This window comes from Streptomyces sp. NBC_00775, from assembly GCF_036347135.1.
Classification (GTDB): Bacteria; Actinomycetota; Actinomycetes; order Streptomycetales; family Streptomycetaceae; genus Streptomyces; species Streptomyces lutosisoli.
Genome location: NZ_CP108938.1, coordinates 6,103,218 through 6,129,062 on the forward strand (window position 1 = coordinate 6,103,218; position 25,845 = coordinate 6,129,062).

Consider the following 25,845-nt stretch of genomic DNA (forward strand, 5'->3'; position numbering starts at 1 on the left):
CCCCGCCAGTGGCGCTGTGTAACGATCTGCGGCCCTCGACGAATACGGCCGGGCCCTGTAATGCCTGATCACCGCGACCGTATGCTCGAAGGATGACGACTTCCGCGACTCCCGGAACCGGTCCCGGAACCGGGCCGACGGCGAACTCCATGCGGCGCGCGCTCAAGCGTGCGCGGGACGGCGTCGCGCTCGATGTCGCCGAGGCGGCGGTGCTGTTGCAGGCGCGCGGCGCTGACCTCGACGACCTGACCGCGTCCGCCGCGCGGGTGCGGGACGCGGGCCTGGCGGCGGCGGGCCGCCCAGGCGTGATCACGTACTCGAAGAGCGTCTTCATCCCGTTGACCCGGCTGTGCCGGGACAAATGCCACTACTGCACCTTCGTGACCGTGCCCGGCAAGCTGCGCCGCGCCGGACACGGGATGTTCATGTCCCCCGACGAGGTCCTCGACATCGCCCGCCGCGGCGCCGAACTCGGCTGCAAGGAAGCCCTCATCACCCTCGGCGACAAGCCGGAGGACCGCTGGCCGGAGGCCCGCGAGTGGCTGGACGCGCACGGGTACGACGACACGATCGCGTACGTACGGGCCATCTCCATCCGCATCCTGGAGGAGACGGGTCTGCTGCCGCACCTCAACCCGGGTGTCATGTCGTGGACCGACTTCCAGCGGCTGAAGCCGGTGGCTCCGAGCATGGGCATGATGCTGGAGACGACCGCGACCCGGCTGTGGAGTGAGCCGGGCGGACCGCACTACGGGTCCCCCGACAAGGAACCGGCGGTCCGGCTGCGCGTGCTGGAGGACGCGGGCCGCTCCTCCGTCCCCTTCACCAGCGGTCTGCTGATCGGCATCGGGGAGACGTACGAGGAGCGCGCCGACTCACTCTTCGCGCTGCGCCGCGTGTCGCGGTCGTACCACGGCATCCAGGAACTGATCATCCAGAACTTCCGCGCCAAGCCGGACACCGCGATGCGCGGGATGCCGGACGCGGAACTGGACGAGCTGGTGGCCACGGTCGCGGTGGCCCGGCACATCATGGGCCCGGCGGCCTGCCTCCAGGCGCCGCCGAACCTGGTCGACAGCGAGTACGGGCGGCTCATCGGCGCGGGGATCGACGACTGGGGCGGGGTTTCGCCGCTGACCATCGACCATGTGAACCCCGAGCGCCCGTGGCCGCGGATCGAGGAGCTGGCGTCCCATTCGGCCACCGCCGGCTTCGAGCTGCGGGAACGTCTCTGTGTGTACCCCGAGTTCGTCCAGCGCGGTGAGCCCTGGCTGGACCCGCGGCTGCTGCCGCACGTACGGGCGCTGGCGGACCCGGAGACGGGCCTCGCCCGCGAGGACGCGGTGGTCGAGGGACATCCGTGGCAGGAGCCGGAAGAAGCCTTCACCTCCTCCGGCCGCACCGACCTGCACCACACGATCGACACCGAGGGACGTACGTCCGACCGCCGCGACGACTTCGACGCGGTGTACGGCGACTGGGAGGCGCTGCGCGAGGCCGCCGCGCCCGGGATGGTGCCGTCCCGCATCGACACGGACGTACGGGCGGCGCTGGCGACGGCGGCGGACGACCCGACCCGCCTCACCGACGACGAGGCCCTCGCGCTCCTGCACGCGGACGGCCCGGCGCTGGACGCCCTGTGCCGCGTGGCGGACGACGTCCGCAAGTCGGCGGTCGGCGACGACGTCACCTACATCGTCACCAGGAACATCAACTTCACCAACGTCTGCTACACCGGCTGCCGCTTCTGCGCCTTCGCCCAGCGCCGCACGGACGCCGACGCGTACACGCTCTCCCTGGAGCAGGTGGCGGACCGCGCCGCCCAGGCCTGGGACGTGGGCGCGGTGGAGGTCTGTATGCAGGGCGGTATCCACCCCGACCTGCCCGGGACGGCGTACTTCGACATCGCGAAGGCGGTGAAGGAGAGGGTCCCCGGCATGCATGTGCACGCGTTCTCGCCCATGGAGGTGGTGAACGGCGCGACCCGCACGGGCATGTCGATCCGCGAGTGGCTCTCGGCGGCCAAGGAGGCCGGCCTGGACTCGATCCCGGGCACGGCGGCGGAGATCCTGGACGACGAGGTCCGCTGGATCCTGACGAAGGGCAAGCTGCCGGCGGCGACCTGGATCGAGGTGGTGACGACGGCCCACGAACTGGGCATCCGCTCCTCCTCGACGATGATGTACGGCCATGTCGACCAGCCCCGCCACTGGCTCGGCCACTTCCGCACGCTCTCCCGCATCCAGCAGCAGACCGGCGGCTTCACGGAGTTCGTGACCCTCCCCTTCATCCACACCAACGCCCCGGTGTACCTGGCGGGCATCGCCCGCCCGGGCCCGACGACCCGCGACAACCGCGCGGTGGTGGCCATGGCCCGCCTCCTCCTCCACCCCCACATCCCCAACATCCAGACCAGCTGGGTGAAGCTGGGTACCGAGGGCGCGGCGGAGATGCTCCGCTCGGGCGCGAACGACCTGGGCGGGACGCTGATGGAGGAGACCATCTCGCGGATGGCGGGCTCGTCCTACGGCTCGTACAAGTCGGTCAAGGACCTGATCGCGGTGGCGGAGGCGGCGGGGCGGCCGGCGAAGCCGCGGACGACGTTGTACGGGGAGGTGCCGGAGGAGCGGCAGCGGGCGGCTGCGGCGTCCGACGGGCATCTGCCGGAACTGCTGCCGGTGTTGGGGGACTGAGGAGGCCGAGAAACTCGCTCGGCACTGTCGGTGGCCGTTGCCAGTCTCCTGCGGCCCGCTGCAGATCGGGCGCGGCGGGGCGAACGGCCCCTCCGCCGCGACGTGAGCCGGTCCTACCGCCGGTCCTTGGTCTGTCCTCGAGTTGGACCCGTCCCGAGCCATATGTCGTGCGTTGGGCCAGACTGGAGCCGGTGCTGTCGGGTGCGGGGCGGAGGAGACGGGCGAATGGTGCGGGCGCGGCCGTCGATGCAGGAGCTGATCCGGCAGCGTAGGCGCGCCGGTTTCGTGGGCCGGGGTGCTGAACGGGCCGCGTTCCGGGCGAACTTCGAGATACCGCCCGAAGATGAGCGGCACCGGTTCCTGTTTCACGTGCACGGCAACGCGGGGGTCGGAAAGACCTTCCTGGTACGGGAGTTGGAGCAGCTAGCCCGGGAAAAGGGTGCGCTCACGGCGTACGTCGACGAAAGTGTCGGCAGTGTGCCCGAGGCGATGGGGGCGGTGAGCCGCCAATTCGCTGCTCAGGGACACCGGTTCAAGGAACTGGACCGGCTGCTGGCCGCGCATCGGGAGCGGCGGCACGAGGCGGAGGCCGTGGTCTCGCTCGAACCGGAGATGGACGGGCCGTCGGCGGGCAGTGTGGCGGTGGCGCGGGCCGGGCTGGTCGGGCTGGGCATGGTGCCGGGGGTGGGTGCCTTCGCCGGTGCTCTTGACGCGGCTCAACTCGCCCAGGGCGCCGACCGGTTGCGGGCAGGCCTCAGTGCGCGCTTCCGCAACCAGGAGGACGTGCAGCTGGTCCTGTCACCGGAGCGCGTGCTCACGCCCGTGCTGTTGAGCGAGCTGTCCGACGCCGCGTCCGGGGCACCGTGGATCGTGCTGTTCTTCGACACGTACGAGCGGACGGGACCGTTCCTCGACGGATGGCTGCACGAGGTGATGACGAGCGACCGGCACGGCGCCCTGCCCGCCACCGTCGTCGTTGTGACCGCCGGCCAGCACCCCTTCGACACCGGCCGCTGGGGCGGCTTCGCGGACTTCGTGGCCGATGTGCCGCTCGGTCCGTTCACGGAGGCGGAGACGCGGGGGCTGCTCGCCGACAAGGGGGTCGTGGCCGAGCTCGTGGTCGAGGAGGTGCTGCGGCTCACGGGCGGGCTGCCGGTGCTGGTCTCGACGCTGGCCGAGCAGCGTCCCGTCGATCCGGACGACGTGGGCGACCCCAGTGCCACGGCGGTGGAACGCTTCCTGAAGTGGGAGCAGGACCCGGTGCGCCGGGCGGTGGCGCTCGCGTGCGCGTTGCCCCGGAGCCTGGACATGGATGTGTTCCGGGCCGCCACCGAGTGCGCGGACGAGGAGGCCGACGCGCTGTTCACGTGGCTGCGCGGGCTGCCGTTCGTGGACGACCGAGGCGACCGGGTCCGCTATCACGACCTGGTGCGCGAGCCGATGCTCCGCTTGCAGCGGCGGCGCTCCCCGCGCGGCTGGACCGAGCGGCAGGGACGGCTCACGGACGTCTTCGGCCGGTGGCGGGAAGAGGCCGAAGCGGGGCGTGAACCCCTGGAGTTCTGGGCGGAGGAGGAGTGGCGGGAGCTGCGGCTCGCCGAGTCGTACCACTCCTTGTGCGCGCTGCCCCGGGCCGCGCCGGCCGCGGTTCTGGCCGATGTCGTCACTGCCTGCTCCTACGGGGACGACGTGGTGCGGCGGTGGGTGCGGCTGGTCGTCGAGGCGGGCGAGGACACGGACGCGGAGTCCGTACGGACGTGTGGGCGCGACCTGGCGGAGGCGCTCGCGGACGGCGGTGTGGCAGGTCTGCTCCGGCTGCTGCTGAGCCGCGCGCGCGGTGACGAGCCGTGGCGGGCGGAGGCGTGGGCGCACCGGGGTGATGCCCTTGCCCGGGTCGGTGAGTTCGAGCAGGCATTGGAGAACTACGACAATGCCCTCGCGTTCGAACCGGACCTCGTGCGGGCCCACCGGGCGAAGGCCGTGACCCGGGGCGGGATGGGCGACTACGAGGCCGCACTCCAGGGCCTCGACCGAGTCGTCGCCCTGGAGCCGGACAACGCCTACAACTACATCCTGCGCGGCGAACACCACCGCCTCGCGCGCCACCACGACGAGGCGATGCGGAACCTGGACGAGGGCATTCGCCTCGACCCGACCAGTGACTTCGCCTGGGCCTCCCGCGGCGCCACCCGCTGGTTGCTGGGCGACCTCGACGCGGCCCTGGCGGACCTGAACCGCGCGCTGGACCTCAAGCCCGACTACGCCTGGGCACTCGCCCGCCGGGCCCGGGTATGGCGCGCGCTCGGTGACCCCGAACGCCAGCTGGCCGACCTCGACCACGCCCTCCCGATGCAACCCGACTGGGCCTGGGGTCACTGCGAACGCGGCGACGCCCTCCGCGTGGCCGGCCGCGACGAGGAGGCCCTCGCCGACTACGACCGCGCCCTCGCCCTCGACCCCGACTACGCGTCGGCGTACGCCAGCCGCGGTGCCTCTCGGGCCAACCTCGGCCGCCACGAGGAGGCCCTCTCCGACCTCAACCGCGCTCTGGAGCTCAAGCCCTCATACGTCTGGGCCCTGGAGCAGCGGGCGACCGTGTACCGCCGACTCGGCGCGCACGACCGGGCGGACGCCGACCGCACCAGCGTCGGCCGCTTGTCCGGCGACCGGGTCCCGCGTATCCCGGACCCGGTCGAGGAGCGCGAACTGTAAGAAGGTGTGGGCCGAACTCGCGCCGGATCGCGTGGATCCGTGACCCGGTCGAGCGCGACGCCAAAGAAATAAGAACCGGGGAAAGAACCAACCCAGCCCCACCGCCCCCGGCGATCACCCGCAGGAGTGAACATCGCCAACTCGGCTGGCGTGAAAGCCGTGTTGTGGTGCAGCGTCGGCGAAACAACCGCACAGCAAGCGCACAACAAGCGCACACAAGAATTCGGCCCCCGCCGGGACGGCAATCCCAGTGCGAGGGCCTGATCACCAAGGAAGCGAGACCTTCCCGATGACTGCACAGCAGCCTAGCGCGCCCCCGCGCGCTCGGTCCGGCCCTTCCGGACCCGGAATCGTCCACGTCACCGAACGCCACCACGAGCAGTTCACCGTGGTCGGAAACCATCTCGCCCAGCACTCCGAGCTGTCCTTGACGGCGATCGGCCTGGCCACCCACATTCAGTCGCTGCCCAAGGGCACCCCCGTCGGGATCAAGGCCCTGGCCGTGCGGTTTCCCGAGGGGGAGATCCGGATCGCCGCCGCGCTGAGGGAGTTGGAGGCGCACGGGTATCTGGCCCGCATCAAGGAGCGGCTGCCGTCCGGACGGGTGGTGACCCGGACGATCTCGTACAACAGGCCACGGCTCGCGACCCCTTCGACTGCGGCTCCCGCGGCCGATACTTCCGCAGTTCCCGGTCCTCTCGTCGCTCCCGTAGCGCTGCCAGTTGCCCTGGATCCGAAACCCGCGCCGCCGAGCCATCGCCCGGCGGTCGATCTCCTCTCCGGCCTGCGCGCCCACGACTCACGCCTGCTGCTCACCGAACGGGATGTACACCGTCTGGCCCCGGCCGTCGCCGCCTGGCTGGAGCGAGGCGTGCCCGCCTCCGTCGTAGAGCGAACGCTGATGACCGGCCTGCCCCAGGAGCCGATCCGGCATCCGGCGCGCTTCCTCGCCCACCGCCTCGTCGCTCTGCTTCCGCCGCCTCTGCCCGCCGCACCACATCCACGGAGCACGGCCCCTCACGGCTCGCTTCGTCCGGACCCGTTCCAGACCTGCGACGGGTGCGACCGGGCCTTCCGCGCTCCGGGTCCTGGCCGCTGCCGCGACTGCCGGGCGTGCGGGGCAGCGGCGTAGAAAACACCCCGAGCATCGAAATCCCGGAAGTGAGCCCGATGACGAGCGCTGCCCGAGCACCTCACCGCCGAATTCGCCGGTACGGTACGAAGACCGCCCCATCCGCACCGGAGGTCACCGTGAGTGCCCAGACCGACGGCCCGTACGGACCGCTGATCCCCATGCCCGAACTCACGCCGGACGCGCTGCGGGCAGCGGTCGCGCGGATCGCGCCAAGCCGGATCCCGGCTCTCACACAGCACCTCTTCGAAGCCACGACGAACGCGCAGCAGACGCAGAGCCTCGCGCCGCTGCGGGCCTTCGTGCACTCCTGGGCCGTGTTCGTGGCGATCGAACGCCACCCGGAACGCGCCGCCCGACTGCGTGAACTGGAGCGCATCGTGGATGCGGGAGAGCAGGACCCGGCAGAGGCCATCGCAGAGATCCGCGCGATCCGCGAGACGGCCGAGGCGGAGGCGGGACTGTGACTGACTGGGCCTGGGACTACAACCCGAGTGCCGAGTACGTCACCGATGGACTGCCGGCAGGTGTGGTGGCAGAGGTGGAGCGGCTGGCCATCGAACTGGCCGCGCTCGGCCATGATTCCGTGAAGGTCGGGAGACCCCTCGACCGCGAGGGTGGGTTGCGCGAATTCGACATCCTTGCCGGGCGTGGCTTCATCAGCTTTCTGCCCGTACCCCGCCATGCATGCATCTACGTCTGCAATGTCACCTGGTATGGCTGATACCTGACCACTTGAGGTCACTCCGGTCACATCCCGCATACCGTTCCAGGCCCCGAACCGCCCGTTCCCGTTCGATTACAGTGCTGAGCTGTCGGACGTACGGACGGTGCCTCAGGAGGTCTCGGTGGGTGCGACAGCCGGTGCCGTCTGGGGCCGTGCCGAACAGCAGGACTTCCGCAGCCGGGTGCGCGGGACGCTCCTGGGGACCGCCGTCGGCGACGCCCTGGGCGCGCCGCTCGACGGGCTCAGTCTGGAGGAGATCCGGGAGGCGTACGGCGCGGAGGGCCTCACCGACCTGGCCTTCGGATACGGCAGACGCGGCGCCGTCACGCACCTCACCCAGCTCACGCTGTTCAGCGTCGACGGGCTGATCCGTGCCCAGGTGCGCCGCGACACCGGCGCCTGGCATCCGCCGACCGACGTCCACCGGGCCTACCGCCGCTGGGCGGCCACCCAGAGCGACTGGGGGCCCGACGAGCGCCGTAAGGACGACGGCTGGCTGGCCCGCGAGGAATGGCTGTACGCCCGCCGCGACCCGGCCCGGTCCTGTCTGCTCGGCCTCGGTGACGAGACCATGGGCACGCCGGACGCGCCCAAGAACCCCGGCGAGCCCGGGCCCGAGGCCGCCGCCCGCTCCGCGCCCTTCGGGCTCCTCGTCGGCTGGGAGCCGCAGCTCGTGGTGCAGCTCGCCGTGGAGTGCGCGGCGCAGACCCACGGCCATCCCACCGCGTACCTGTCGGCGGGCGCGTACGCCGTGATCGTGCACGCGCTGGCCCGGGGCGAGAGCCTCGACGGGGGCGTGCAGCGGGCGCTGGCGGTGCTTGCCGCGCGGCCGGGGCACGAGCCCGTCACCGACGCGCTCCAGCACGCGCTGGGCGCCGTGCGGCAGGGGATGCCGTCGCCGGGGCGGGTGGAGGAGCTCGCCGGGGACGGTACGGCGGAGGGGGTGCTGGCGGTCGCGGTGTACTGCGCGCTGGTCGGGGAGGACATCCGGCACGGGTTGTGCCTCGCGGTGAACCAGGGTGGGGCCTCCGGTGTGGCGGGGGCGCTCACCGGGGGGCTGCTGGGCGCCCTGCACGGCGAGACTGCGCTCCCGCCGGCCTGGCTGGCCGAGCTGGAGGGCCGTCCCACCATCCTCGTCCTCGCCGACGACTTCGCGATGGAGATGACCCAGGGACCGGCCCTCCACGGCCCGGGCGGCTCCTCACCGGGCTGGCTGGCCCGCTACCCACGGGGCTGACACCGAGGGGTTCCCCGCGCCCCTTTTAGGGGTGCGGGGAACTGCGCAATCTTTTAGACCGGCCCCCACTCACCCGCAGTCGACAAACAACCCCCACCCAACCGTCCCCGCGTCACGCGGACTCGCGCCACCGGTTGGTGATCGGGAGGCGGCGGTCCTTGCCGAAGACCTTGGGGGAGATCTTCGTGCCCGGCGGGAACTGCCGTCGCTTGTACTCCGCGGCGTCGACCATCCGAAGTATCCGGGTGACCAGCCCGGCGTCGTAGCCCGCCGCCACGATCGCCTCGCGCCCCTCGTCGCGGTCGACGTAGCGCGAGAGGATCGGGTCCAGCACGGCGTAGTCGGGCAGGGAGTCCGTGTCGACCTGGCCCGGCCGCAGCTCGGCGCTGGGTGGCTTGTTGAGGGAGTTCTCCGGGATCGGCGGGGTGTGGCCGCGTTCCCGTGCGGTCCGGTTGCGCCAGCGGGCCAGGGCGAAGACGGAGGTCTTGTAGACGTCCTTGATCGGTGCGTAGGCGCCCACCGAGTCGCCGTACAGCGTGGAGTAACCCACCGCGAGCTCGCTCTTGTTGCCGGACGCGAGCACGATGTGCCCCTCCTGGTTGGACAGCGACATGAGCACCGTGCCGCGCAGCCGTGACTGAAGGTTCTCCTCGGCGAGGCCGGTCAGCCCGAGCGATCCCATGTACGCGTCGAACATCGGCGCGATCGGTATGGTCCGGAGGTTCAGCCCGGTCAGTCGGGCCAGTTCCTGCGCGTCGGCGACCGAGTGCTCCGAGGAGTACGCGGACGGCATGGCCACCCCGTGCACGTTGGCCGCCCCCACGGCGTCGCAGGCGAGGGCGGCGACCAGGGCCGAGTCGATACCGCCGGACAGCCCGATCAGCACGCTGCGGAAGCCGTTCTTGGCGACATACCCGCGCAGGCCCACGACCAGCGCGGTGTACATCTCCTCGTCGTCATCGAGGCGCGCCACGTGCCCGCCGGGGCCGGGCGCCCGGACCTCGTACGACGGCAGCGGCTCGGCCGAGATCGTACGGTGGTCGACCACCAGCCCGTCCCCGACCGCACCGCTCGGCGGTTCCTCGGCGGCGGCCGGGAGCTCCAGGTCGACCAGTGTGCAGCCCTCCTCGAACTGCCGTGCCCGGGCGATGACTTCACCCTGCGCCGACACCACGACGGAGTCGCCGTCGAAGACCAGTTCGTCCCGGCCGCCCGTCATCGTCAGGTAGGCCACCGTGCAGCCGGCCTCCCGGGCCCTCCTGCGGATCACTTCCAGGCGGTCGCCGTGCTTGTCGGTCTCGTACGGCGAGCCGTTGATGGAGAGCAGCAGACCTGCCCCGGCGGCCCGGGCGGCCAGGCGCGCGGCCGCCGTCCTGCCACAGGTCCTCGCAGATCGCCAGGGCGACGTCGATGCCGCGCACGCGTACGACGGGGAGCGTGTCGCCGGGCACGAAGTACCGGACCTCGTCGAAGACTCCGTAGTTCTGCAGGTGGTGCTTCGCGAGGCGCAGTACGGCCTTGCCGTGGTGCAGGACGGCGGCGGCGTTCTGTGGTGCGCCGGGGCGTGCCTCGCTGCGGTCTACGTAGCCGACGACGACCGGGAGTTCGCCGTACCCCTCGTTGGCCAGTCGCTTCGCGAGGGCGTTCAGCGCGGTGCGGCTCGCTTCCACGAAGGAGGGCCGCAGTGCGAGGTCCTCCAGGGGGAAGCCGGTCAACGTCATCTCGGGGAACGCCACCAGGTGGGCTCCGCGTTCGGCCGCGTGCCGGGTCCAGCGCACGATCGACTCCGCGTTCCCGACGAGGTCGCCGACCGTCGAGTCGATCTGGTTCATGGCGAGGCGAAGTTGAGGCACCTGCCCACTGTAATCGTCACACCGACGCAATGGGGTTCGATCCGCGCCCCTGAAAGTCGTCTGCGGGGCGGTGGGGGCCGTTCGCGCAGTTCCCCGCGCCCCTTTAGGGGCGCGGGGAACTGCGCAATCTTTTGGACCAGCCCCCACCCACCCGCAGCCGAACGAACAACCAAACCAACCAACTAAACGCCGGACGGGCTCGCCGTATCCGCCCCGTCCGCCTGGGTCGGGATCGCCAACCCCATCGCCCCGCCGTCGTCATCGGTGTTGATCTTCTCGATGATCGCGTCCCGCTCAGGCGTGTCCTCGGGCTTCAGGAAGCCGATGAGGATGTACAGGACGAGGGAGATGGCCATGGGGACGGAGACCTGGTACTCCAGCTTCACATCGGTGCGCTGGGAGAAGTCCAGGTTGTAGTTGACGAAGAAGAAGGCGAGCAGGCCGCAGGCCCAGCTGGTCAGGGCCGCCGTCGGGCCGGACTTACGGAACGGACGGAGCAGGCCCAGGATGAACGGGATCGCGATCGGGCCCATGAGCCCGGCCACCCACTTGATGACGACGGTGATGATGTCCTTGAAGGCGGGGGAGTTGACCTGCGTCGCCACGGCCATGGAGAAGCCGAGGAAGGCGACCGTCGTGACGCGCCCCGCGATCAGACCGGCCCGGGTGTCCCAGGCCCGCGCGGCCTTCGACAGCACCGGCGCCACGTCGCGGGTGAAGACGGCCGCGATGGCGTTGGCGTCCGAGGAGCACATGGCCATCGTGTGGGAGAAGAAGCCGACGACCACCAGGCCCAACAGGCCGTGGGGGAGGAGCTGTTCGGTCATCAGGCCGTACGCGTCCGACCCGTCGGGCTTCTTCGCCGTCACCAGCAGCGGCGACAGCCACATGGGGATGAAGAGGATCACCGGCCAGACGAACCACAGCCCTGCGGAGAGGAAGGCGGACCGCGTTGCCTGCTTGGCACTGCCCGTCGCCATGTAGCGCTGGGCCTGGTTCCACATGCCGCCGTTGTACTCGAACAGCTTGATGAAGAGATAGGCGATGAAGAACACCGTCAGATACGGGCCCGCGAAACCGTCCGCGTGACCGTTCAGCTTCGGCGAGTCCAGCGCCTTGGACAGGCCGCCCTGGTCGGAGATCTTGTTCAGCGCGATGACCAGCATCGAGACACCGGCCAGCAACTGGATGACGAACTGGCCGAGTTCGGTGAGCGCGTCGGCCCACAGCCCGCCGATCGTGCAGTACACGGCCGTGATGCTGCCGGTGATGAGGATGCCCTGGGTGAGGGTGACCCCGGTGAAGACGGTGAGCAGGGTCGAGATCGCGGCCCACTTCGCGCCGACGTCCACGATCTTCAGCAGCATGCCGGACCAGGCGAGCGCCTGCTGCGTCGGCACGTTGTAGCGGTCCTTGAGGTACTCCAGGGGTGAGGCGACGTGCAGTCGCGAGCGCAGCCTGTTGAGGCGGGGCGCGAACGCCTTGGCGCCGATGGCCACGCCGATGGCGATGGGCAGCGCCCAGGTGACATACGACGTGATGCCGTACGTGTACGCGATGCCGGCGTATCCGGTGAACATCACCGCGCTGTAGCCCGACATGTGGTGCGAGATGCCGGACAGCCACCACGGCATCTTGCCGCCCGCGGTGAAGAAGTCGCTGACATCGTCCACACGCTTGTGGGACCAGACGCCGATCGCGGTCATGACGCCGAAGTACGCGACCAGGACGGCCCAGTCGAGACCGTTCATGTGCCCCCTCCAGGGGTCCGCCTTGTGAACTTGCAGATACCGGACGGCACTTCGCCAGTACGTGCATGGGCGGCGCCCCCGTTGCGGGAGCGGGGACTTCGGGGATTGAACCGCTGGTCCGACCAGCCGGTCAAGACCTCCTGCGGTCACAGATATGAACACAGATCAGAAAGCAGAACGATTTTGCTTCGCCTTTACCTGTACGGCTGTTGTCGTGCTCGTGACGTGGAACACACGATGAGCGGGCACTTCGTCAGACCCACAGCAACAACGCCAAGCAGCAACGACAAGAAGCAACGACAAGCGGCAATGGCAAGCAGTGGAAGTAAGCAGCAACAACAAGTCGACGGCCGTGCGGGATGCGGGTCCCGTACGCCTGAGAAGGGAGCGCCGGCGCGCCAACCCCGGCCGTGGGGACCAACGGAACGGTCGAATCTATGCCCCGCCAGGCTTCGATGAGGCACCTGACCTGGGATTATCGGGTGCCAGTCGACGTGTGTGGTGTGAGGGGATTCAGTCGTGCTCTTCCTCCTCGGATTCCATGCGCCGGATTCCCTCGTGGGTGAGGGTGACCATCGCGGGGGTGTTGCCCGGGTCCCAGTCGACGGTGATCAGGCCTTCGCCCGCCAGGTAGGTGCAGGCGGCTGCCAGGTCCTCTTCCGGTACGTGGAGGTCGTGCCGCAGCTGTGCCCCGGTGATGCCGAGGAGGCGGTTGCCTTCGACGGCTTTGTACAGGACCTGGAGCACCTGTTCGCGGTAGGTCTTGCGTTCCCGCAGTGTGGCCATGACCGCGTCCTCTCGTGTGCGGGGATGGGCTCCGGGCCCGGGGCTCTCAGATCTCGTCGGAGTGGGCGCCCGCGCCGGCAGGGGTCCGGCTGGCGGCCAGCCAGGAGCGGGCGGGGCCGGCGGGTGCTGCCGTGTCCACGGTGAGGTGGAGGCGAGTGTCGCCGTCGAAGCCGGGATAGCTGCGCTGTTCCGCTCCGGCGAAGCAGTGACGAAGCGCTTCCGCGACCGCGCGGGCGGCTTCGGGCGTGTGCGCGATGATCCGGACCTCGGCGTACCCGAGCGACGGCGGTACCTGGGCCTGGGTCTCGTTCTCTATGTACTTCACGTGGGCGTCCTCCCTTTCGGAGTGGGCGAGAAGCCGGCGGGTGGGGGCGCCGTGGCGCCCCGCCCGCTGCCCCGGGTCGGAGGAAGGTCTGTTCGGTCTGTTCCTCACCGGCCGGCATTCGTGCGGTGGGCTCGACGACTGGTGTCGTCCGGCAGGCCGGGAGGTCTCGGCAGGGGGTCGCTGAAGTGGTAGGCCGCGATCCGCGCGTCGTGCTGGGCGTTCAGCAGGTGGATCCAGAGCATTCCGACGCCGATGGCCACGATGATCAGCGCGACGAGGACGATGGTCTCCATGTCGCTCACCTCCAGGTGCTATCGGGCAGCGGGAGGGCGCTTCGTCCCATCGGGTACCCGAAGGGGGACATGCAGGCCCCGCCTTCGCCCTCCCAGGTGGCTTCCCGGCGCGCGGCGTCGCGGATGCCGTGCCTGACGGCGGCTTCGTCGGCCATCAGGACGCCGGCGGTGAGGACGCTGCCGGGGATCGCGGCGGCGGCCATCAGGCGGGCCGCGGCGGCGGGCTCGGTCTCGGGCGGGATGACGAGGAGGTCCCAGCGCCCCACGGTGTAGGAGAGCAGGATCAGCTTGTCGGGGTCCTGTTCGGTGAACCAGGCCACGTGCAGCGTGCGCCCGTCCACGGGCACCGTGTGGGGGATGACCGGCCAGCGGGTGGGGTTCACGGTGACGCGGGTGATGCGCCCCCAGGGTTCCTCCAGGGCGGCGGCGAGCGGTGGGAGCTCGGCTGCGAGGTCGCGGGAGTAGGGCCACCAGGCACCGTCCAGCTGGCCGGCGAGGGTGGTCTTCGGGGTGAGGGACAAGCGTGCCGGGAGCTCTGCGGCGAGGTCGCGGGGCGTGGTCCGGTCGAGGGTCGTGGTCATGATGCGGACCTGCCCCCGGACTGCCCGTCGGCAGTCCGGTTTTTAGGCGATCGCCGGAAATGACACCCGCGTGAAAGCGGATGCGCGAAGTACTTCCGGTGCTTTCACTGTACGCCTGTTCGATGGGCTATAACCGGTGTGACCAGGTATTTTCCGGCGGACGCGCGATGAAGAGCAGCGGTGCGGGCGGCGGGAGCACCGTGAAACGAGTCTCCGTGTTCGGGTGAGGCTGGGCCTGGAGACGTTCGCCGAGGTCGATCTCCTCGGCGGTGAGCGGGTCTTCTGGCCAGGCGGGTAGCGGGGGCTCCGTGTCGTGGGCTCCGCGATCGGGGTGCGGCTTTCGACTCAGTCCAGGGAGGCGAGGTGATCGGCGGCGCCCCCGCGCCACTCCATCAGGAAGAGGGTCGCGTCGTCGCTGGTCGTGCCGCCCCGTTCCTCCATCAGGGCGTGGGAGAGGGCGCGCACCACCGCACGCACTCGTTTCTCCGCGTGCTCGATGCGGTTGATCCAGTGGACGAGTTGTTCCTCGCCGAACTGCTCTTCGCCGGCCACGTGCTCCTCGATGAGGCCGTCGGTGAAGCACAGCACCCGGTCGCCGCGTTGGAGGGTCTGCTCGCTGATCCGGGGCTGTTCACCGCCGAAGCCGACCGGCAGGGTGGTCGGGCTCTCCAGAGGCTGGACGACCTCGTGGTTACGGATCAGCAGCGGTGCGGGATGGCCCGCGTTGACCCATTGCAGATGGCCCGTTGCGATATCCAGGCGCATCATCTGCGCGGTGACGAAGTGCTCGGGCCCGAACTGCCCGGCGATGGCCTGGTCCATGAACGCGTAGATCTCAGCCAGTCCGATGTCGGCGCGTCTGGCGTGCCGGTAGGCGCCGATAGCGACGGTCGCCATGGTGGCGGCGTTCAGGCCGTGGCCCATCGCGTCGATCACTGCCAGATGCAGGATGTCGTCATTGAGGGCGTAGTCGAAGCTGTCGCCGGCGACCTTGTAGGCGGGCTCGAGGATTCCGGCCACCTCGACCTGCGGGACGGACATGGCCAGCGGGGGCAGCAGGGACCACTGGATCTCCGCGGCCAGGCTCATCGGCTCGCGGCGCCGGGCCTGGAAGAACCGGTCGGTGTAGCTGTGCTTGGTGACCAGAGTGTCGGCGACCAGGCCGGCGAGCCTGCGCAGCAGTCGCCGGTCGTCGTCATCGGCGGTGTCCAGGGTGAGGGCCATCACTCCCACCTGGTCGCTGCCGTCCAGCAACGGCAGATACATCCGGACACCGTCGGCCTGTGACACCTCCACAGGCGTCGCGGACAGGAAGGCCGTGCCGGCGTCGGAGTCACCGATCGGCTCGGGCTCGCCGACGGTCAGCCGCCTGCCCGGCAGCGGCACCAGCACCCGCTGGCCGTAGTCCTGAAGGAGGATCGAGACGTCGCGGCCGCCGACCCTGGCCACCTCTTCCGCGACCAGCGGGGCGATCAGCTGCGGCGGCATCTCGTGCGCCCGGTCCAGCAGCACCCCCAGCAGCCGCTCGCCGAACCCTTCAGACCGGTCCACCATGGCCTTGTCGGGCCACCGCTCGCTGTCCGCCATGGCCGCCTCCTTCACTCCACCAGAGCCGATTTCGCCTGCTCGATGGGTTCCGAGGGGCCGCTCACGGGGCGGCACGGTGTTCGGCCTCGGGGGCTTGGAGCTGGCCCGGCTCACCTCGCATCGCAGAGCCGACGCCCGCCCCGACACGCGCGGGTCCATCCGGCGGTCACGGCAGATCCGCTCGAGACCCACTCATCTGTACACACGGGCTCCTGACACGACCGTGATCAACCCGCACAGAGTGACGTGGCCGACCAGCCTGAAGGGCCCATTACGCCAAAAGCGGCATGTCGTACCAGGTCGGGAGGGGTGGCTCTCAACTGCTCCGCTGGTCCCCACGGCCGAACCTCTGCCGGATCCCCCACCGCTAACGCATGAGTTCTCCGGCGTTCACGAGCAGCGACTGCCCCGTGATCGCCCGCGCCCGGTCGGACGCCAGGAACGCCACGGCGTCCGCCACATCCCCGTCCGTGGCCAGCTCGGGCAGGGCCATCCGCTCGGCGAGCCGTTTCAGTACGTCCGCCTCCGGTACGCCCTCGGTGTGGGCGGTGAACTGTACGTACGCCTCGACGGGCGGGCCCCACATCCAGCCGGGCAGCACGGTGTTGACCCGGATCCGGTGCGGGCCGAGTTCCCGGGCCATGGAGTACATCGCGCTCGTCAGCGCGCCCTTCGACGCCGCGTAGGCCGCCTGGCTCACCTGGCTCGGCGCGGCCACCGACGACTGGGTGCCGATGATGACGACCGAGCCGCCGCGCGTCTTCAGCGCGGGCAGGCAGGCGCGGGTCATCCGCAAGGTGCCGAGCAGATTCACGTCGATGACCGACTGCCAGGTGGTGAAGTCGGCGTCCTCCAGGCCACCGAAGTAGCTGTCCCAGGCGGCCACATGGGCGACCGCGTCGATCCGCCCGAAGCGGTCGAGGGCGAGCGCCGCCAGCGCCTCGCACTGCCCCTCGTCCGTGATGTCCGTCGCCCGGTACGCCGTGTGCGCGCCGTCCGGATCGATGTCGGCCGCCGCTTTGGCCAGATTCGCCTCCGTGCGCGCCCCGAGCACCGCGTTGCCCCCGTCGCGCACCACGGCCGCCGCGACCTGATGGCCGAGACCGGCCCCCACTCCCGACACCACGACGGTCTTGCCAGCGAGCAGTGACATCGGCGGCCTCCCTGAGTCCCGTACGGAGTCTGGCGCATTGTCTGACGGGGCGTCAGAGTATGGGCGTCCGGCGGAAGAAGGAAGGGGATCGTCATGTCGGAGGAGACTCGCAGCGACACCTACGCGGAACTGGCCGCCCTCGGCCCGTACGGCGTCCACCCGGGCCACGCCCTGATCACCATGGTCGAACCGCACCCGGGCCACGAGTACGCGTACAACCGCTGGTACGAGGACGACCACTACTACGCCGGCGCGATGGCGATGCCCTGGATGTACGCGGGGCGCCGCTGGGTGGCGACCCGCGACCTCCAACTCCTGCGCTATCCGGAGAAGTCGGCGGTCGCCCAGCCCGTCACCGCGGGCTGCTACATCTCCACGTACTGGGTCACCGACGGCCGCTACGACGACCACATGAAGTGGACCGTCGGTATCAACAAGCGGCTGAATCGCGACGGTCGCGTCTACCAGGACCGTACGCACGTCTTCACGGCCTTCCAGGACCACGAGGCCACCGTCTACCGCGACGGTGCCGCCGGGCCCCGCGACTTCCACGCCCTCGACCACCCGTACGCGGGCCTGGTCGTCGAGGTCATCGACGCCGAATCCGCGGAGCAGCGCGCCGAGTTGCTGGAGTGGCTGCGCTCCCGCCACCTCCCGAAGCGCCTGGCGGGTTCCCCTGCCGCCATGGTCACTCTCTTCCGCCCGACCCCCCTCCCCGGCGACCGCATGACGTACGTCAAGCAGGTCGAGGGAGTGGATACGCGGCTGACCCTGCTGTGGTTCCTGGAGGCGGACCCCCGGGAGTGCTGGGAGGGCTTCTTCACGGGCTTGGATGCGGGGGTGGCCGAATCAGGACTGGGCCGGGTGGAGTTGGTGGCTCCGTTCATTCCGACCGTACCGGGGACGGATCGGTACGTGGACCGGCTTCGGTAGCGGTACGTAGCGGAACGTAGAGGTAGGCAGCGGTAGGAAGCGGCCATGTGACGAGTAGGGGGTGGCCGAGGTCAATGCCGAGCCCCCTCGGCCGGGACGGCGGGCCAGTCGAGAGGGCTCTGTCAGTGAGTCTTATGAAGTTGTGGTGGGTCATGAGTCAGGTGAGGTCTTAAGCTCCCCGGCTCACCTCGGCGACGAAGGCGTTCCACGCGTCGGCGGGGAACGCCAGTGTGGGGCCCTGGGTGACCTTGGAGTCCCGTACGTCGATCGCCGCGAGAACCGGGGACTTGACCTCGACGCAGGCGCCGTTGCCGGTGGAGTAGGAAGACTTGGTCCACGTGTCGGTGGCACCCTGCTGAATAGCCATGTTCGCTCCAGTAAGCAGTCGTTCATCGGTGAGTGGCTGCCACCGGCCCGCGTCGACGCGCTGTCACCGTGCTGCGGGTTCGTTCCGGAACCCGCAGCTCGGATTGCGCCAACGTTGTTGTCCGGTGGCGTGATCGACGCTACTCGCCAACATCGGCTGACGAAGCGACTATTCACTCGACTGGATGGCATATTCCAGTGGGGTCTTCCGCGCCGACGTGACGAAGGTGTATTGTCCGGCACCTTCTCGTCGGGTACCCCTGTGGGGCCGCCCCATGCCTCTCAGCGCGCGTACTCCTTCGCGATGTCCGCGATGAACTGACGCGACTGTTCCACGTTCAGGGCCTGCGCCCGCAGATGCTCGTACATCACGCTGTACTTCTGGACGTCGTTCGCCTTCTCCAGGTACAGGTCGCTGGTGACGCCCTCGATGTAGACGACGCTGGAATCGGCCGCGTCGGGGAACTCCAGGATCGCGTACTGGCCGTTCAGCCCGGGGTGTGCGCCCATGTCGAAGGGGATCACCTGCACGGTGACGTGCGGCAGTTGGGACTGCTCGACGAGGTGTTCCAGCTGGTCGCGCATGAGGGAGCGGTTGCCGACGGTGCGGCGCAGTGCGGCCTCGTCGAGGACGGTCCACAGGCGCAGCGGGTTGTCCGGGGCGGAGATTCGTTCCTGCCGCTTCAGCCGTACCTGGACACGCTTGTCGATGTCGCCGGGCGCGGTCTCGGGCAGGGCTCCCGCGATCAGGGACTCGGCGTACGGCCGGGTCTGGAGGAGACCGGGCACAACCTGCGGATCGTAGACGCGCAGTGACGCGGCGTCGGTCTCCAGTCCGATGTAGACGCTGTACGGGATGTCGCCGAAGGAGTGCCACCAGCCCTGCTGGCGCGAGTCCTTGGCCATCTGCATCAGGGAGTCGACGATCCGGTGGTCGTCCACCTCGTAGACCCCGCACAGATCGCGGACGTCTCGCTGGCTGATACTGCGCCGCCCGTTCTCCAGACGGCTGATCTTCGACTGCGAGACCAGGAGCCGCTCGGCGACCTCTTCGGCCGTCATGCCCTTGAGCTCACGGAGCCGGCGCAGCTCCTGGCCCAGCCGGCGCCGCCGGACGGTGGGATTGACATTGGACGCCACGGGACGTGCACCTCCGGCTGCGGGCCTCTACTTTGCGTATCTGCTGTTGAGCAGACTGCCACCAAGGTGCTTCTACCGCTGGGAAACAGCGGATATGCGCTGGGTACGGGCCAGTTCGGGGATCCGGCGTGTATATACGCCTGGCCCGGCCCTCGTCGGCGCTCGCGCACATGCGGCCGCGCGGGGCGGTGGGGCCGTGTCGTCGTCCGGACGTACGGCCTCATCGCCCCGCGCGAGCCAGCGGCTCCCGAACCGGATCCTGGGGACTGCGGTGCGGCGCTGAGGTGAAAATGGCGGTGCTCATCGTGCTGCGGTGCCTTCGGTACTGGCGGCGCTGATCGTGCCGTCGGTACTGATCGTGCGGCGGTGCTGGTCATACGGCGGTGCTGGTCGTGCTCGCGCGGCCCTGGGACTACGACTTCAGTGGGCCACAGCTCGCGCCATGGCACCGTGGCGCGGTTGCATCGGAACACCGCGGGCGGGTTCCGGCGCGGACCTGACTCCGGCGCTGGCCGGACGGCCTGCCGGTGCCGGGTTACGGCGTGGCTGTGCGGCCACACCGTTCTGAACGTCCATGACCGCGTGGGCCACGAGGCCGCCCATGGGGTCATGCCTGATCAGGTCCCGCAGCCGGGAGCGGGACGAGCGTCCCTCGTTCCCCGGATACAGGTGCTTGCCGAGTCCGACCGCATGGGCCAGCGCGGCGAGCGCGGCGGTCCGCGGGTCCGGCGGTACGCCGGTGCGGATCGCCGTGTCCAGCCGGGACCTGATCTCCCGGCTGATCTCCGTGTCCGTCGCTTGGTAGCGAGTCGTCGGAAGCACCCCGCACATCTGGCCGGCCACGGCATGCACCATGCCGCACCTCTCCAGATGCGAGAGGTAGGTCTGGCGCAGCCCCAGTCGGGGTCCGCCAATCCAGTTCACCGCGCGTACGGGTGCTCCGCGTCGGCGAAGCAGTTCCAACGCACAGTCCAGCGTTGGGTCTCCAGTCGGCCGTGGCTGCACCACGGCGATACGATCCCCGTCTGGGGCTATCCGTCCGGCCAGCGCCAGCTCTACTAGCTGTGCTCCGGCCAGACCGAGGTCGAGCGACTGAGGCTGTGCGGTGGTACCCGTGGTCGGGTCCAGCGCCAGCAGTAGAAGCTCTTCCGGAATTGATCTGCGGCTCCTGCCCATCCATGCCTCCCCGCGTGGATGAATGACAGGGTGACCCCTCTCACATTGGTCTGTCGAGGGTGCGTGACCGGTTCGTAGTGGAACCGATAGATATGTCGTTCTCGTCTACCGCAGGGGTTAAGCCCTCACACAGGACACTGGTACATGGTTCGGACAGCGGTGTCCGGGCGGCGGTTCACGGGTTTTCACGGTTCGGTTGGGCGCACGGAGGGTGTGCGGCCCATGGAGGAGGCATCGGTGGCGGGCGAGTCCCCCGACAGGTCGAAGCAGCACGAGTCGTCGGCATCGTCGGCAGAAGCGACGCCGGGGACCCCGGCCTCGGTTCCGAATCCGGCGCGGGGCGCCGCGCCGGCCGCGGCTTCGGCTCCGGCCGCGGCTGACCCCCGCATGGCGGTGGCGCGCGAACGGGCGTCCACCGTGGGGGTGGATCAGGCTACGGCGGTGTTCTCCACGAAGGCCCTCGCGGCGGCGGAGGGATCGCTGAAGCAGGCCGAGGGGACCTCCGCGCCGGAGGACGCCTCGTCGGACGGGGGCGCGTCCTCCGGGTCCGGCAAGAGTGGCCCCGAGAGCGACTCCCGGCTGCGCGCGGCCGTGGCCGCGTGGGTGGCGGGGGCGGACGGGGACGAGTCCGCGGCGGCCGGCCGTGACGGCGGGAACTCCGCCGCGGGGCGCCCCGGGACCGACACGGCCACGGAGGGCACCGACGACGTGGCTGACGCCGCCGACGCCGCCGACGCCGCCGACGAGGAATCCACCGAACCGGTGGCCGACGTCGACGCCGACGCCGACGCGGCGGACGCCGAGGGCGACCGTGACTCGGGCGTGTCTGACGTGGCGTCAACTGCCGATGTCGATGCCACCGCCGACGTCGTTTCCGGCGAGGCTCGGGACACCGCCTCCGGCGAGGCTTCTTCCGCGGGGGAGCCCGAGGCCAAGAGTGCCTCCGACACCGCCTCCGCGCCCGCAGCCGAGCCCAAGCCCAAGCCCGAGGCGGAGGGCGGCACTTCGGGCAAGGATGCCGCCTCCGGTCCGAAGAGCACGTCGGAGGACTCCCCGAAGGAGCCCGCCGACGCGTCTCCGGAGGACTCCCCGAAGGAGCCCTCGAAGGCCGCCTCGGCCCCCGCCAAGGGCTCCACGGACTCGAAGGACTCGGCTCCTGCCAAGGACTCGGCTTCCGTCAAGGACTCGGCTCCCGCCAAGGACCCGGTCGACACCGGGGACTCGAAGGACTCGAAGGCCTCTGTCGACGCGAAGGCCTCCGCCGACAGGGAGACGCCCGCCGACGCGAAGGACCCGGTCGACCCGCGGGGCTCCGCGGTCGCGAAGGGCTCCACGGATGCGAAGGCTTCTGCGGCGGCCGAGACTCCGGCCGACGCCAAGGCTTCTGCGGCGGCGAAGACTCCGGCCGACGCCAAGGCTTCCGCGGCGGCCGAGACCCCGGCCGACGTCAAGGACTCCGCTCCCGCCGAGACCCCGGCCGACGTCAAGGACTCCACCCCCGAGCCCCCCGTCGATCAGCCCACCGCCGTCTTCAAGGCCCCTCGGCCCCCGGCCGTGGACCAGCCCACCACCATGCTCAAGCTGGGCGGTGCCACCAAGCCGCCCACCGCCAAGCCCGCAGGCGAGTCCACCGCCAAGCCCGCGAGCAAGCCGGACCCCACCGCCAAGCCCGCAGGCGAGTCCACCGCCAAGCCCGCGAGCAAGCCGGACCCCACCGCCAAGCCCGAGTCCGACCCCGAGCGCACCAGCAAGTTCGTCGCCCTCAAGCCGCTCGACGCGGCGGCCCCCGCGAAGCCGAAGGCCCCGGCCGGGCCCGCGAGCACCCCCGCCGACGCGACCGCCGCCCTGCCGCAGGTCGGCCCCGAGCGCACCACCCAGCAGCCGTTGCCGCCGAAGCCGCCGCTGGATCTGCTGGCCGAGCTGACGAACACGCCGCCGCCCCCGCAGACCCCGGTCCGGACGGTCGTGCGGCGGGTCAAGATCTGGACCCCGCTGGTCCTGCTGCTCGCGGTGGTCTTTGCAGTCGTACAGGCGGTACGCCCGCTCCCGGCCCCGGCCCTCGCGCTCACCGCCGACGAGACGTACACCTTCGACGGCGGCACGCTCGACCTGCCCTGGCCGGGCCAGGGACAGTCGGCGATCGAGGTCGAGGGCGTCGGCAGCCTCGGTACGGAGGGCAAGCAGTCGCCCGCCCCCATCGCGAGCGTCGCCAAGATCATGACGGCGTACGTGATCCTTCAGGAGCACCCGCTGAAGGGGAACGAGGGCGGCGAGAAGATCACCGTCGACCAGCAGGCCGAGGACGAGTCGAAGCTGCCGGACGAGTCGACGGCGGCGATGTCGAAGGGCCAGCAGTTCACGGAGCGACAGATGCTCCAGATGCTGATGATCCCGTCGGGCAACAACGCGGCACGGCTGCTGGCCCGCTGGGACTCCGACAACAAGACCTTCGTCGCCAAGATGAACGCCGCGGCCAAGAAGCTCGGCATGACGAAGTCGGCGTACACGGACCCGAGCGGTCTGGAGAAGACGACGGTCAGCACCGCCACCGATCAGCTCAAGCTGGCCAAGGCCGTCATGCAGGACGAGGTGTTCCGCGGCATCGTCGGGATGGCCAGCGCCAAGATCCCCGGCCTCGACAGCACCATCTACAACAACAACGACCTGCTGGTGAAGCAGGTCGGCGTGATCGGCCTGAAGACCGGCTCGTCGACGCCCGCGGGCGGCAACCTGGTGTGGGCCGCCACCAAGACGGTGAACGGCAAGACACAGACGGTCTACGGAGCCGTCCTGAACCAGAACGCCGGCACCGGCAAGGTCTGGGACAGCCTCCAGCTGGCGCTCACCAACAGCCAGAAGCTGATCGACAAGGTCCAGCAGAGCCTGATCTCCGCCACGGTCGTGAAGAAGGGCCAGGTCGTCGGCTATGTGGACGACCAGCTCGGCGGCCAGACCCCCGTCGTCGCCACCAAGAACATGACGGCGGTCGGCTGGCCCGGTCTGAAGACCAAGCTGTCGGTCGGCCTGGTCGACGGCAAGGCGGTTCCGCACAGCGGCAAGGCCGGCACGGTCGTCGGTCAGCTGACGGTCGGCGACGGCTCCAGTCACGCCGTGAAGATCCCCGTCGCGCTCCAGTCGGACCTCACCGAGCCCGCCCTCGGCGCCAAGCTGACCCGCGTCGGCTGAACGGACCGTACGCAGCGGCCGTAGGAACAGTCGTACGGAACGGACGTACGCACCGGTGAGGTACCGACCCGCGCACCGGTGACGTACGACATATACGAAAGAACGCACCGCACCCCGCCGATGGCGCCCCACCCGGGCGCCCACCGACGGGGTGCGTGCTAGCGTCGCGAGATCGGGGCTGGTCGCGAGCCGCGGGTCCCGGACGAGACGGAAAACGGGACAGTGGGAGTGCCTTGCAGTGGCCACAGCGGAGCCGACACACGCCGACGACGCCGATCCGGGCCCAGGAACAGGCCCGCGAATACCGCTGCGCGCCCGCACACCTGAGGGAGGGCGCGGCGAAGCGTCCGAAGCGTCCGAGGCGGCACACAGCACCCGCCTGAGCCGGTTCCTCCGGCACCCCGTCACCCTCGCCACCGCCCTCTCCGGCGTACTGCACATCGTCTGGTTCTTCACGTTCGCGAACAGTGGTGGGGATCTCGCCGCGCAGGACGCGTGGGCGGAGTTCGTGGGGCGGCACCCGGACTCGGCGTACAACCTCGCCTGGTACGGCGGGATGCACCCGGTGTCGTACAGCGTGGTGTCGCCGTATCTGATGTCGGTGCTCGGCGTCCGTACGACGATGATGATCGCCGGGACCATCTCGGCGGGCCTGCTGACGATGATCCTGATCCGCAGCCGGGCGGTGAAGAACCCGCTGTGGCCGGCCCTCGGGGGCGTCTTCGCGCTGTTGTGCAACGCGATCTCGGGCCGGGTGACGTACGGCCTGGGCATCGTGTTCGCGCTCGGTGCGACGGCGATCGTCTTCTGCTGGCCGTACCGCTGGCGCTACAAACGCTGGGCGAAGGCCCTGTGCGCGGCGCCGCTCGCCGCGCTGGCGACCGCCGCGTCGCCGGTGGCCGGGCTGTTCGTCGGCCTGGTGGCGGTGGCCCTGTTCCTCCAGAAGCGCCGCCCCGGCGCGTACGCCCTCGGGATCGCGCCGACGCTCGTGGTGGCCGTGTCGGCCTGGCTGTTCCCGTTCTCCGGCACCCAGCCGATGGCCTGGTACTCGGTCATCCTGCCGTTCCTGTACGCGGTCCTGGTCTTCTCCCTGGTTCCCAAGGAGTGGAAGACGGTACGGATCACGGCGGCGGTGTACGGCCTCGGTGTCCTCCTCGTCTGGCTGATCAGCTCGCAGATCGGCACCAACATCAGCCGGCTCCCGATGCTGTTCGGGGGCGTCACGCTGCTGGCGGCCCTGCCCTTCACCGTGCCGAAGTCGCGCAAGTGGTACACCCTCGTCATCGCCATCGTCGGGATCAACGGGTGGATCGGCTTCAAGTCGGTCGACGACATAGTGCATACGACTCCGGCGGCGTCCTGGGCGCGCGAGTTGGCCCCTCTCGTCAACCAGCTCCAGGTGGTGGGCGCCGAGAAGGGCCGCGTGGAAGTGGTCCCCGCCCGTTCCCACCGGGAGGCCTCCGCCCTCGCCCCGTACGTGAACCTCGCCCGCGGCTGGAACCGCCAGGCCGACATGGAGCGCAACCCGCTCTTCTACGACGACACCCTCAACTCCGCGAACTACCACGAGTGGCTCCAGCGCTGGGCCGTCCACTACGTGGTGCTGCCGAAGGGCGAACCGGACGGTGACGGCGGCGAACGCGAACGCCAGCTCGTCCAGCGCGGTATGCCTTACCTCCGGCAGATCTGGGGCGACGCGAACTGGCAGCTCTTCGCGGTTACGGACCCCGCGCAGCTCGCCGAGCCCAACGCCGTCGTCGACAGCGCGGAACAGGGTGAGCTGACCATCGAGGTGGAGAAGGCGGGGCGCATCCTCATCCGCGTCCCGTACTCCCCGTGGCTCAGCATCGTCGACGCCAAGGGCAAGAGTGTGCAGCCGCCGCAGGAGACGGAGGCGTCCAAGCACCGTGAGGACGGCACGCCGAAGACGTTCGACAATCTCAACGGTTGCCTGATGCCGACGGAGGAGACCGCGGCGGGCGACAAATGGACCGAGCTCCTGGCCCCCAAGCCGGGCACCTACCGCCTGGCGGCGCCCTACCAGCTCCCCCGGGGGACACCGTGCCCGGAGGAACTGCGCTGACGGTGGGTGGGGGTGCCGGGGGGTTGTTCTTTGGCTGCGGGCCGGTGGGGGCTGGTCGCGCAGTTCCCCGCGCCCCTGAAGGCGCGGGGCTTCGCCCCGCGATCCCCCGCCCGCCCCGGGGTCTTTTAGGGGCG

Annotated in this window: 19 protein-coding genes and 1 pseudogene; 9 read left to right on the forward strand and 11 right to left on the reverse strand. The window is 70.1% G+C overall.

What is annotated here, in order from left to right; all coding sequences use genetic code 11:
* Positions 1-92 precede the first annotated feature (92 nt).
* The 6 genes from OIC96_RS27315 (at position 93) to OIC96_RS27340 (ending at position 8,498) form a co-directional block, all read left to right on the forward strand.
* Entirely contained in the window at positions 93-2,693 is a 2,601-nt protein-coding gene (locus OIC96_RS27315) for a bifunctional FO biosynthesis protein CofGH (RefSeq protein ID WP_330305313.1), read from the forward strand.
* A 225-nt stretch (positions 2,694-2,918) separates the two neighbouring features.
* Positions 2,919-5,402: a tetratricopeptide repeat protein gene (locus OIC96_RS27320; protein WP_330305312.1), complete on the forward strand. Its 2,484-nt coding sequence runs from the start codon at positions 2,919-2,921 to the stop codon at positions 5,400-5,402.
* Between the two features lie 289 nt (positions 5,403-5,691).
* The gene (locus OIC96_RS27325) at positions 5,692-6,534 is read left to right on the forward strand and encodes a helix-turn-helix domain-containing protein (RefSeq protein WP_330305311.1); all 843 of its coding nucleotides are present in this window, start codon (positions 5,692-5,694) and stop codon (positions 6,532-6,534) included.
* 119 nt (positions 6,535-6,653) lie between these two features.
* Entirely contained in the window at positions 6,654-7,001 is a 348-nt protein-coding gene (locus tag OIC96_RS27330; protein WP_330305310.1) for a DUF6247 family protein, read from the forward strand.
* The gene (locus tag OIC96_RS27335; protein WP_330305309.1) at positions 6,998-7,258 is read left to right on the forward strand and encodes a hypothetical protein; all 261 of its coding nucleotides are present in this window, start codon (positions 6,998-7,000) and stop codon (positions 7,256-7,258) included. Before OIC96_RS27330 ends, OIC96_RS27335 begins: the two co-directional genes overlap by 4 nt.
* Before the next feature lie 124 nt (positions 7,259-7,382).
* Entirely contained in the window at positions 7,383-8,498 is a 1,116-nt protein-coding gene (locus OIC96_RS27340; protein WP_330305308.1) for an ADP-ribosylglycohydrolase family protein, read from the forward strand.
* A gap of 112 nt (positions 8,499-8,610) precedes the next feature.
* Here the strand turns inward: OIC96_RS27340 and OIC96_RS27345 are convergent.
* The 8 genes and pseudogenes from OIC96_RS27345 to OIC96_RS27380 form a co-directional block, all read right to left on the reverse strand.
* Positions 8,611-10,351, reverse strand: a pseudogene (locus OIC96_RS27345) (NAD+ synthase).
* 182 nt (positions 10,352-10,533) lie between these two features.
* Positions 10,534-12,102, reverse strand: coding sequence for a sodium:solute symporter family protein (locus OIC96_RS27350; protein WP_330305307.1), 1,569 nt, complete (start codon positions 12,100-12,102; stop codon positions 10,534-10,536).
* A gap of 513 nt (positions 12,103-12,615) precedes the next feature.
* Entirely contained in the window at positions 12,616-12,888 is a 273-nt protein-coding gene (locus OIC96_RS27355) for a hypothetical protein (protein ID WP_330305306.1), read from the reverse strand.
* A gap of 46 nt (positions 12,889-12,934) precedes the next feature.
* Positions 12,935-13,213, reverse strand: coding sequence for a hypothetical protein (locus OIC96_RS27360; protein ID WP_330305305.1), 279 nt, complete (start codon positions 13,211-13,213; stop codon positions 12,935-12,937).
* Between the two features lie 104 nt (positions 13,214-13,317).
* Positions 13,318-13,506 carry a hypothetical protein gene (locus OIC96_RS27365; RefSeq protein ID WP_330305304.1) on the reverse strand — a complete coding sequence of 63 codons (189 nt, stop codon included), beginning with the start codon at positions 13,504-13,506 and terminating at the stop codon, positions 13,318-13,320.
* A 5-nt stretch (positions 13,507-13,511) separates the two neighbouring features.
* Positions 13,512-14,087: a DUF5994 family protein gene (locus tag OIC96_RS27370; protein WP_330305303.1), complete on the reverse strand. Its 576-nt coding sequence runs from the start codon at positions 14,085-14,087 to the stop codon at positions 13,512-13,514.
* Between the two features lie 345 nt (positions 14,088-14,432).
* On the reverse strand, positions 14,433-15,674 hold the full coding sequence (locus tag OIC96_RS27375; RefSeq protein WP_330305302.1) for a PP2C family protein-serine/threonine phosphatase: 1,242 nt from the start codon (positions 15,672-15,674) through the stop codon (positions 14,433-14,435).
* A 367-nt stretch (positions 15,675-16,041) separates the two neighbouring features.
* Positions 16,042-16,827: an SDR family oxidoreductase gene (locus OIC96_RS27380; protein ID WP_330305301.1), complete on the reverse strand. Its 786-nt coding sequence runs from the start codon at positions 16,825-16,827 to the stop codon at positions 16,042-16,044.
* Between the two features lie 93 nt (positions 16,828-16,920).
* On the opposite strand from OIC96_RS27380, the gene OIC96_RS27385 reads away from it, so the two are divergent.
* Positions 16,921-17,760, forward strand: a complete 840-nt coding sequence (locus tag OIC96_RS27385) for a hypothetical protein (protein ID WP_330305300.1) — start codon at positions 16,921-16,923, stop codon at positions 17,758-17,760.
* Between the two features lie 169 nt (positions 17,761-17,929).
* Here the strand turns inward: OIC96_RS27385 and OIC96_RS27390 are convergent, their stop codons facing one another.
* The 3 genes from OIC96_RS27390 to OIC96_RS27400 all read right to left on the reverse strand — a co-directional run bounded on the left by OIC96_RS27390 (position 17,930) and on the right by OIC96_RS27400 (position 20,442).
* On the reverse strand, positions 17,930-18,127 hold the full coding sequence (locus tag OIC96_RS27390; protein WP_327429526.1) for a DUF397 domain-containing protein: 198 nt from the start codon (positions 18,125-18,127) through the stop codon (positions 17,930-17,932).
* Between the two features lie 281 nt (positions 18,128-18,408).
* Positions 18,409-19,266: a helix-turn-helix domain-containing protein gene (locus OIC96_RS27395; protein ID WP_327429525.1), complete on the reverse strand. Its 858-nt coding sequence runs from the start codon at positions 19,264-19,266 to the stop codon at positions 18,409-18,411.
* A 420-nt stretch (positions 19,267-19,686) separates the two neighbouring features.
* Complete coding sequence (locus OIC96_RS27400; protein ID WP_330305299.1) at positions 19,687-20,442, reverse strand: GOLPH3/VPS74 family protein; 756 nt, start codon at positions 20,440-20,442, stop codon at positions 19,687-19,689.
* 441 nt (positions 20,443-20,883) lie between these two features.
* On the opposite strand from OIC96_RS27400, the gene OIC96_RS27405 reads away from it, so the two are divergent.
* Together OIC96_RS27405 and OIC96_RS27410 are read left to right on the forward strand one after the other, a co-directional pair.
* Positions 20,884-23,628 (forward strand): serine hydrolase, encoded by a 2,745-nt coding sequence (locus OIC96_RS27405; protein ID WP_330305298.1) that lies wholly within the window; start codon positions 20,884-20,886, stop codon positions 23,626-23,628.
* A gap of 238 nt (positions 23,629-23,866) precedes the next feature.
* Positions 23,867-25,711, forward strand: a complete 1,845-nt coding sequence (locus OIC96_RS27410; protein WP_330305297.1) for an MFS transporter — start codon at positions 23,867-23,869, stop codon at positions 25,709-25,711.
* Positions 25,712-25,845: the final 134 nt, after the last annotated feature.

Coding starts and splice junctions, on each gene's coding strand:
- OIC96_RS27315 (WP_330305313.1), top strand. CDS start 93: ATGACGACTTCCGCGACTCCCGGAACCGGTCCCGGAACCGGGCCGACG.
- OIC96_RS27320 (WP_330305312.1), top strand. CDS start 2,919: ATGGTGCGGGCGCGGCCGTCGATGCAGGAGCTGATCCGGCAGCGTAGG.
- OIC96_RS27325 (WP_330305311.1), top strand. CDS start 5,692: ATGACTGCACAGCAGCCTAGCGCGCCCCCGCGCGCTCGGTCCGGCCCT.
- OIC96_RS27350 (WP_330305307.1), bottom strand. CDS start 12,102: ATGAACGGTCTCGACTGGGCCGTCCTGGTCGCGTACTTCGGCGTCATG.
- OIC96_RS27355 (WP_330305306.1), bottom strand. CDS start 12,888: ATGGCCACACTGCGGGAACGCAAGACCTACCGCGAACAGGTGCTCCAG.
- OIC96_RS27365 (WP_330305304.1), bottom strand. CDS start 13,506: ATGGAGACCATCGTCCTCGTCGCGCTGATCATCGTGGCCATCGGCGTC.
- OIC96_RS27370 (WP_330305303.1), bottom strand. CDS start 14,087: ATGACCACGACCCTCGACCGGACCACGCCCCGCGACCTCGCCGCAGAG.
- OIC96_RS27375 (WP_330305302.1), bottom strand. CDS start 15,674: ATGGCGGACAGCGAGCGGTGGCCCGACAAGGCCATGGTGGACCGGTCT.
- OIC96_RS27380 (WP_330305301.1), bottom strand. CDS start 16,827: ATGTCACTGCTCGCTGGCAAGACCGTCGTGGTGTCGGGAGTGGGGGCC.
- OIC96_RS27385 (WP_330305300.1), top strand. CDS start 16,921: ATGTCGGAGGAGACTCGCAGCGACACCTACGCGGAACTGGCCGCCCTC.
- OIC96_RS27390 (WP_327429526.1), bottom strand. CDS start 18,127: ATGGCTATTCAGCAGGGTGCCACCGACACGTGGACCAAGTCTTCCTAC.
- OIC96_RS27400 (WP_330305299.1), bottom strand. CDS start 20,442: ATGGGCAGGAGCCGCAGATCAATTCCGGAAGAGCTTCTACTGCTGGCG.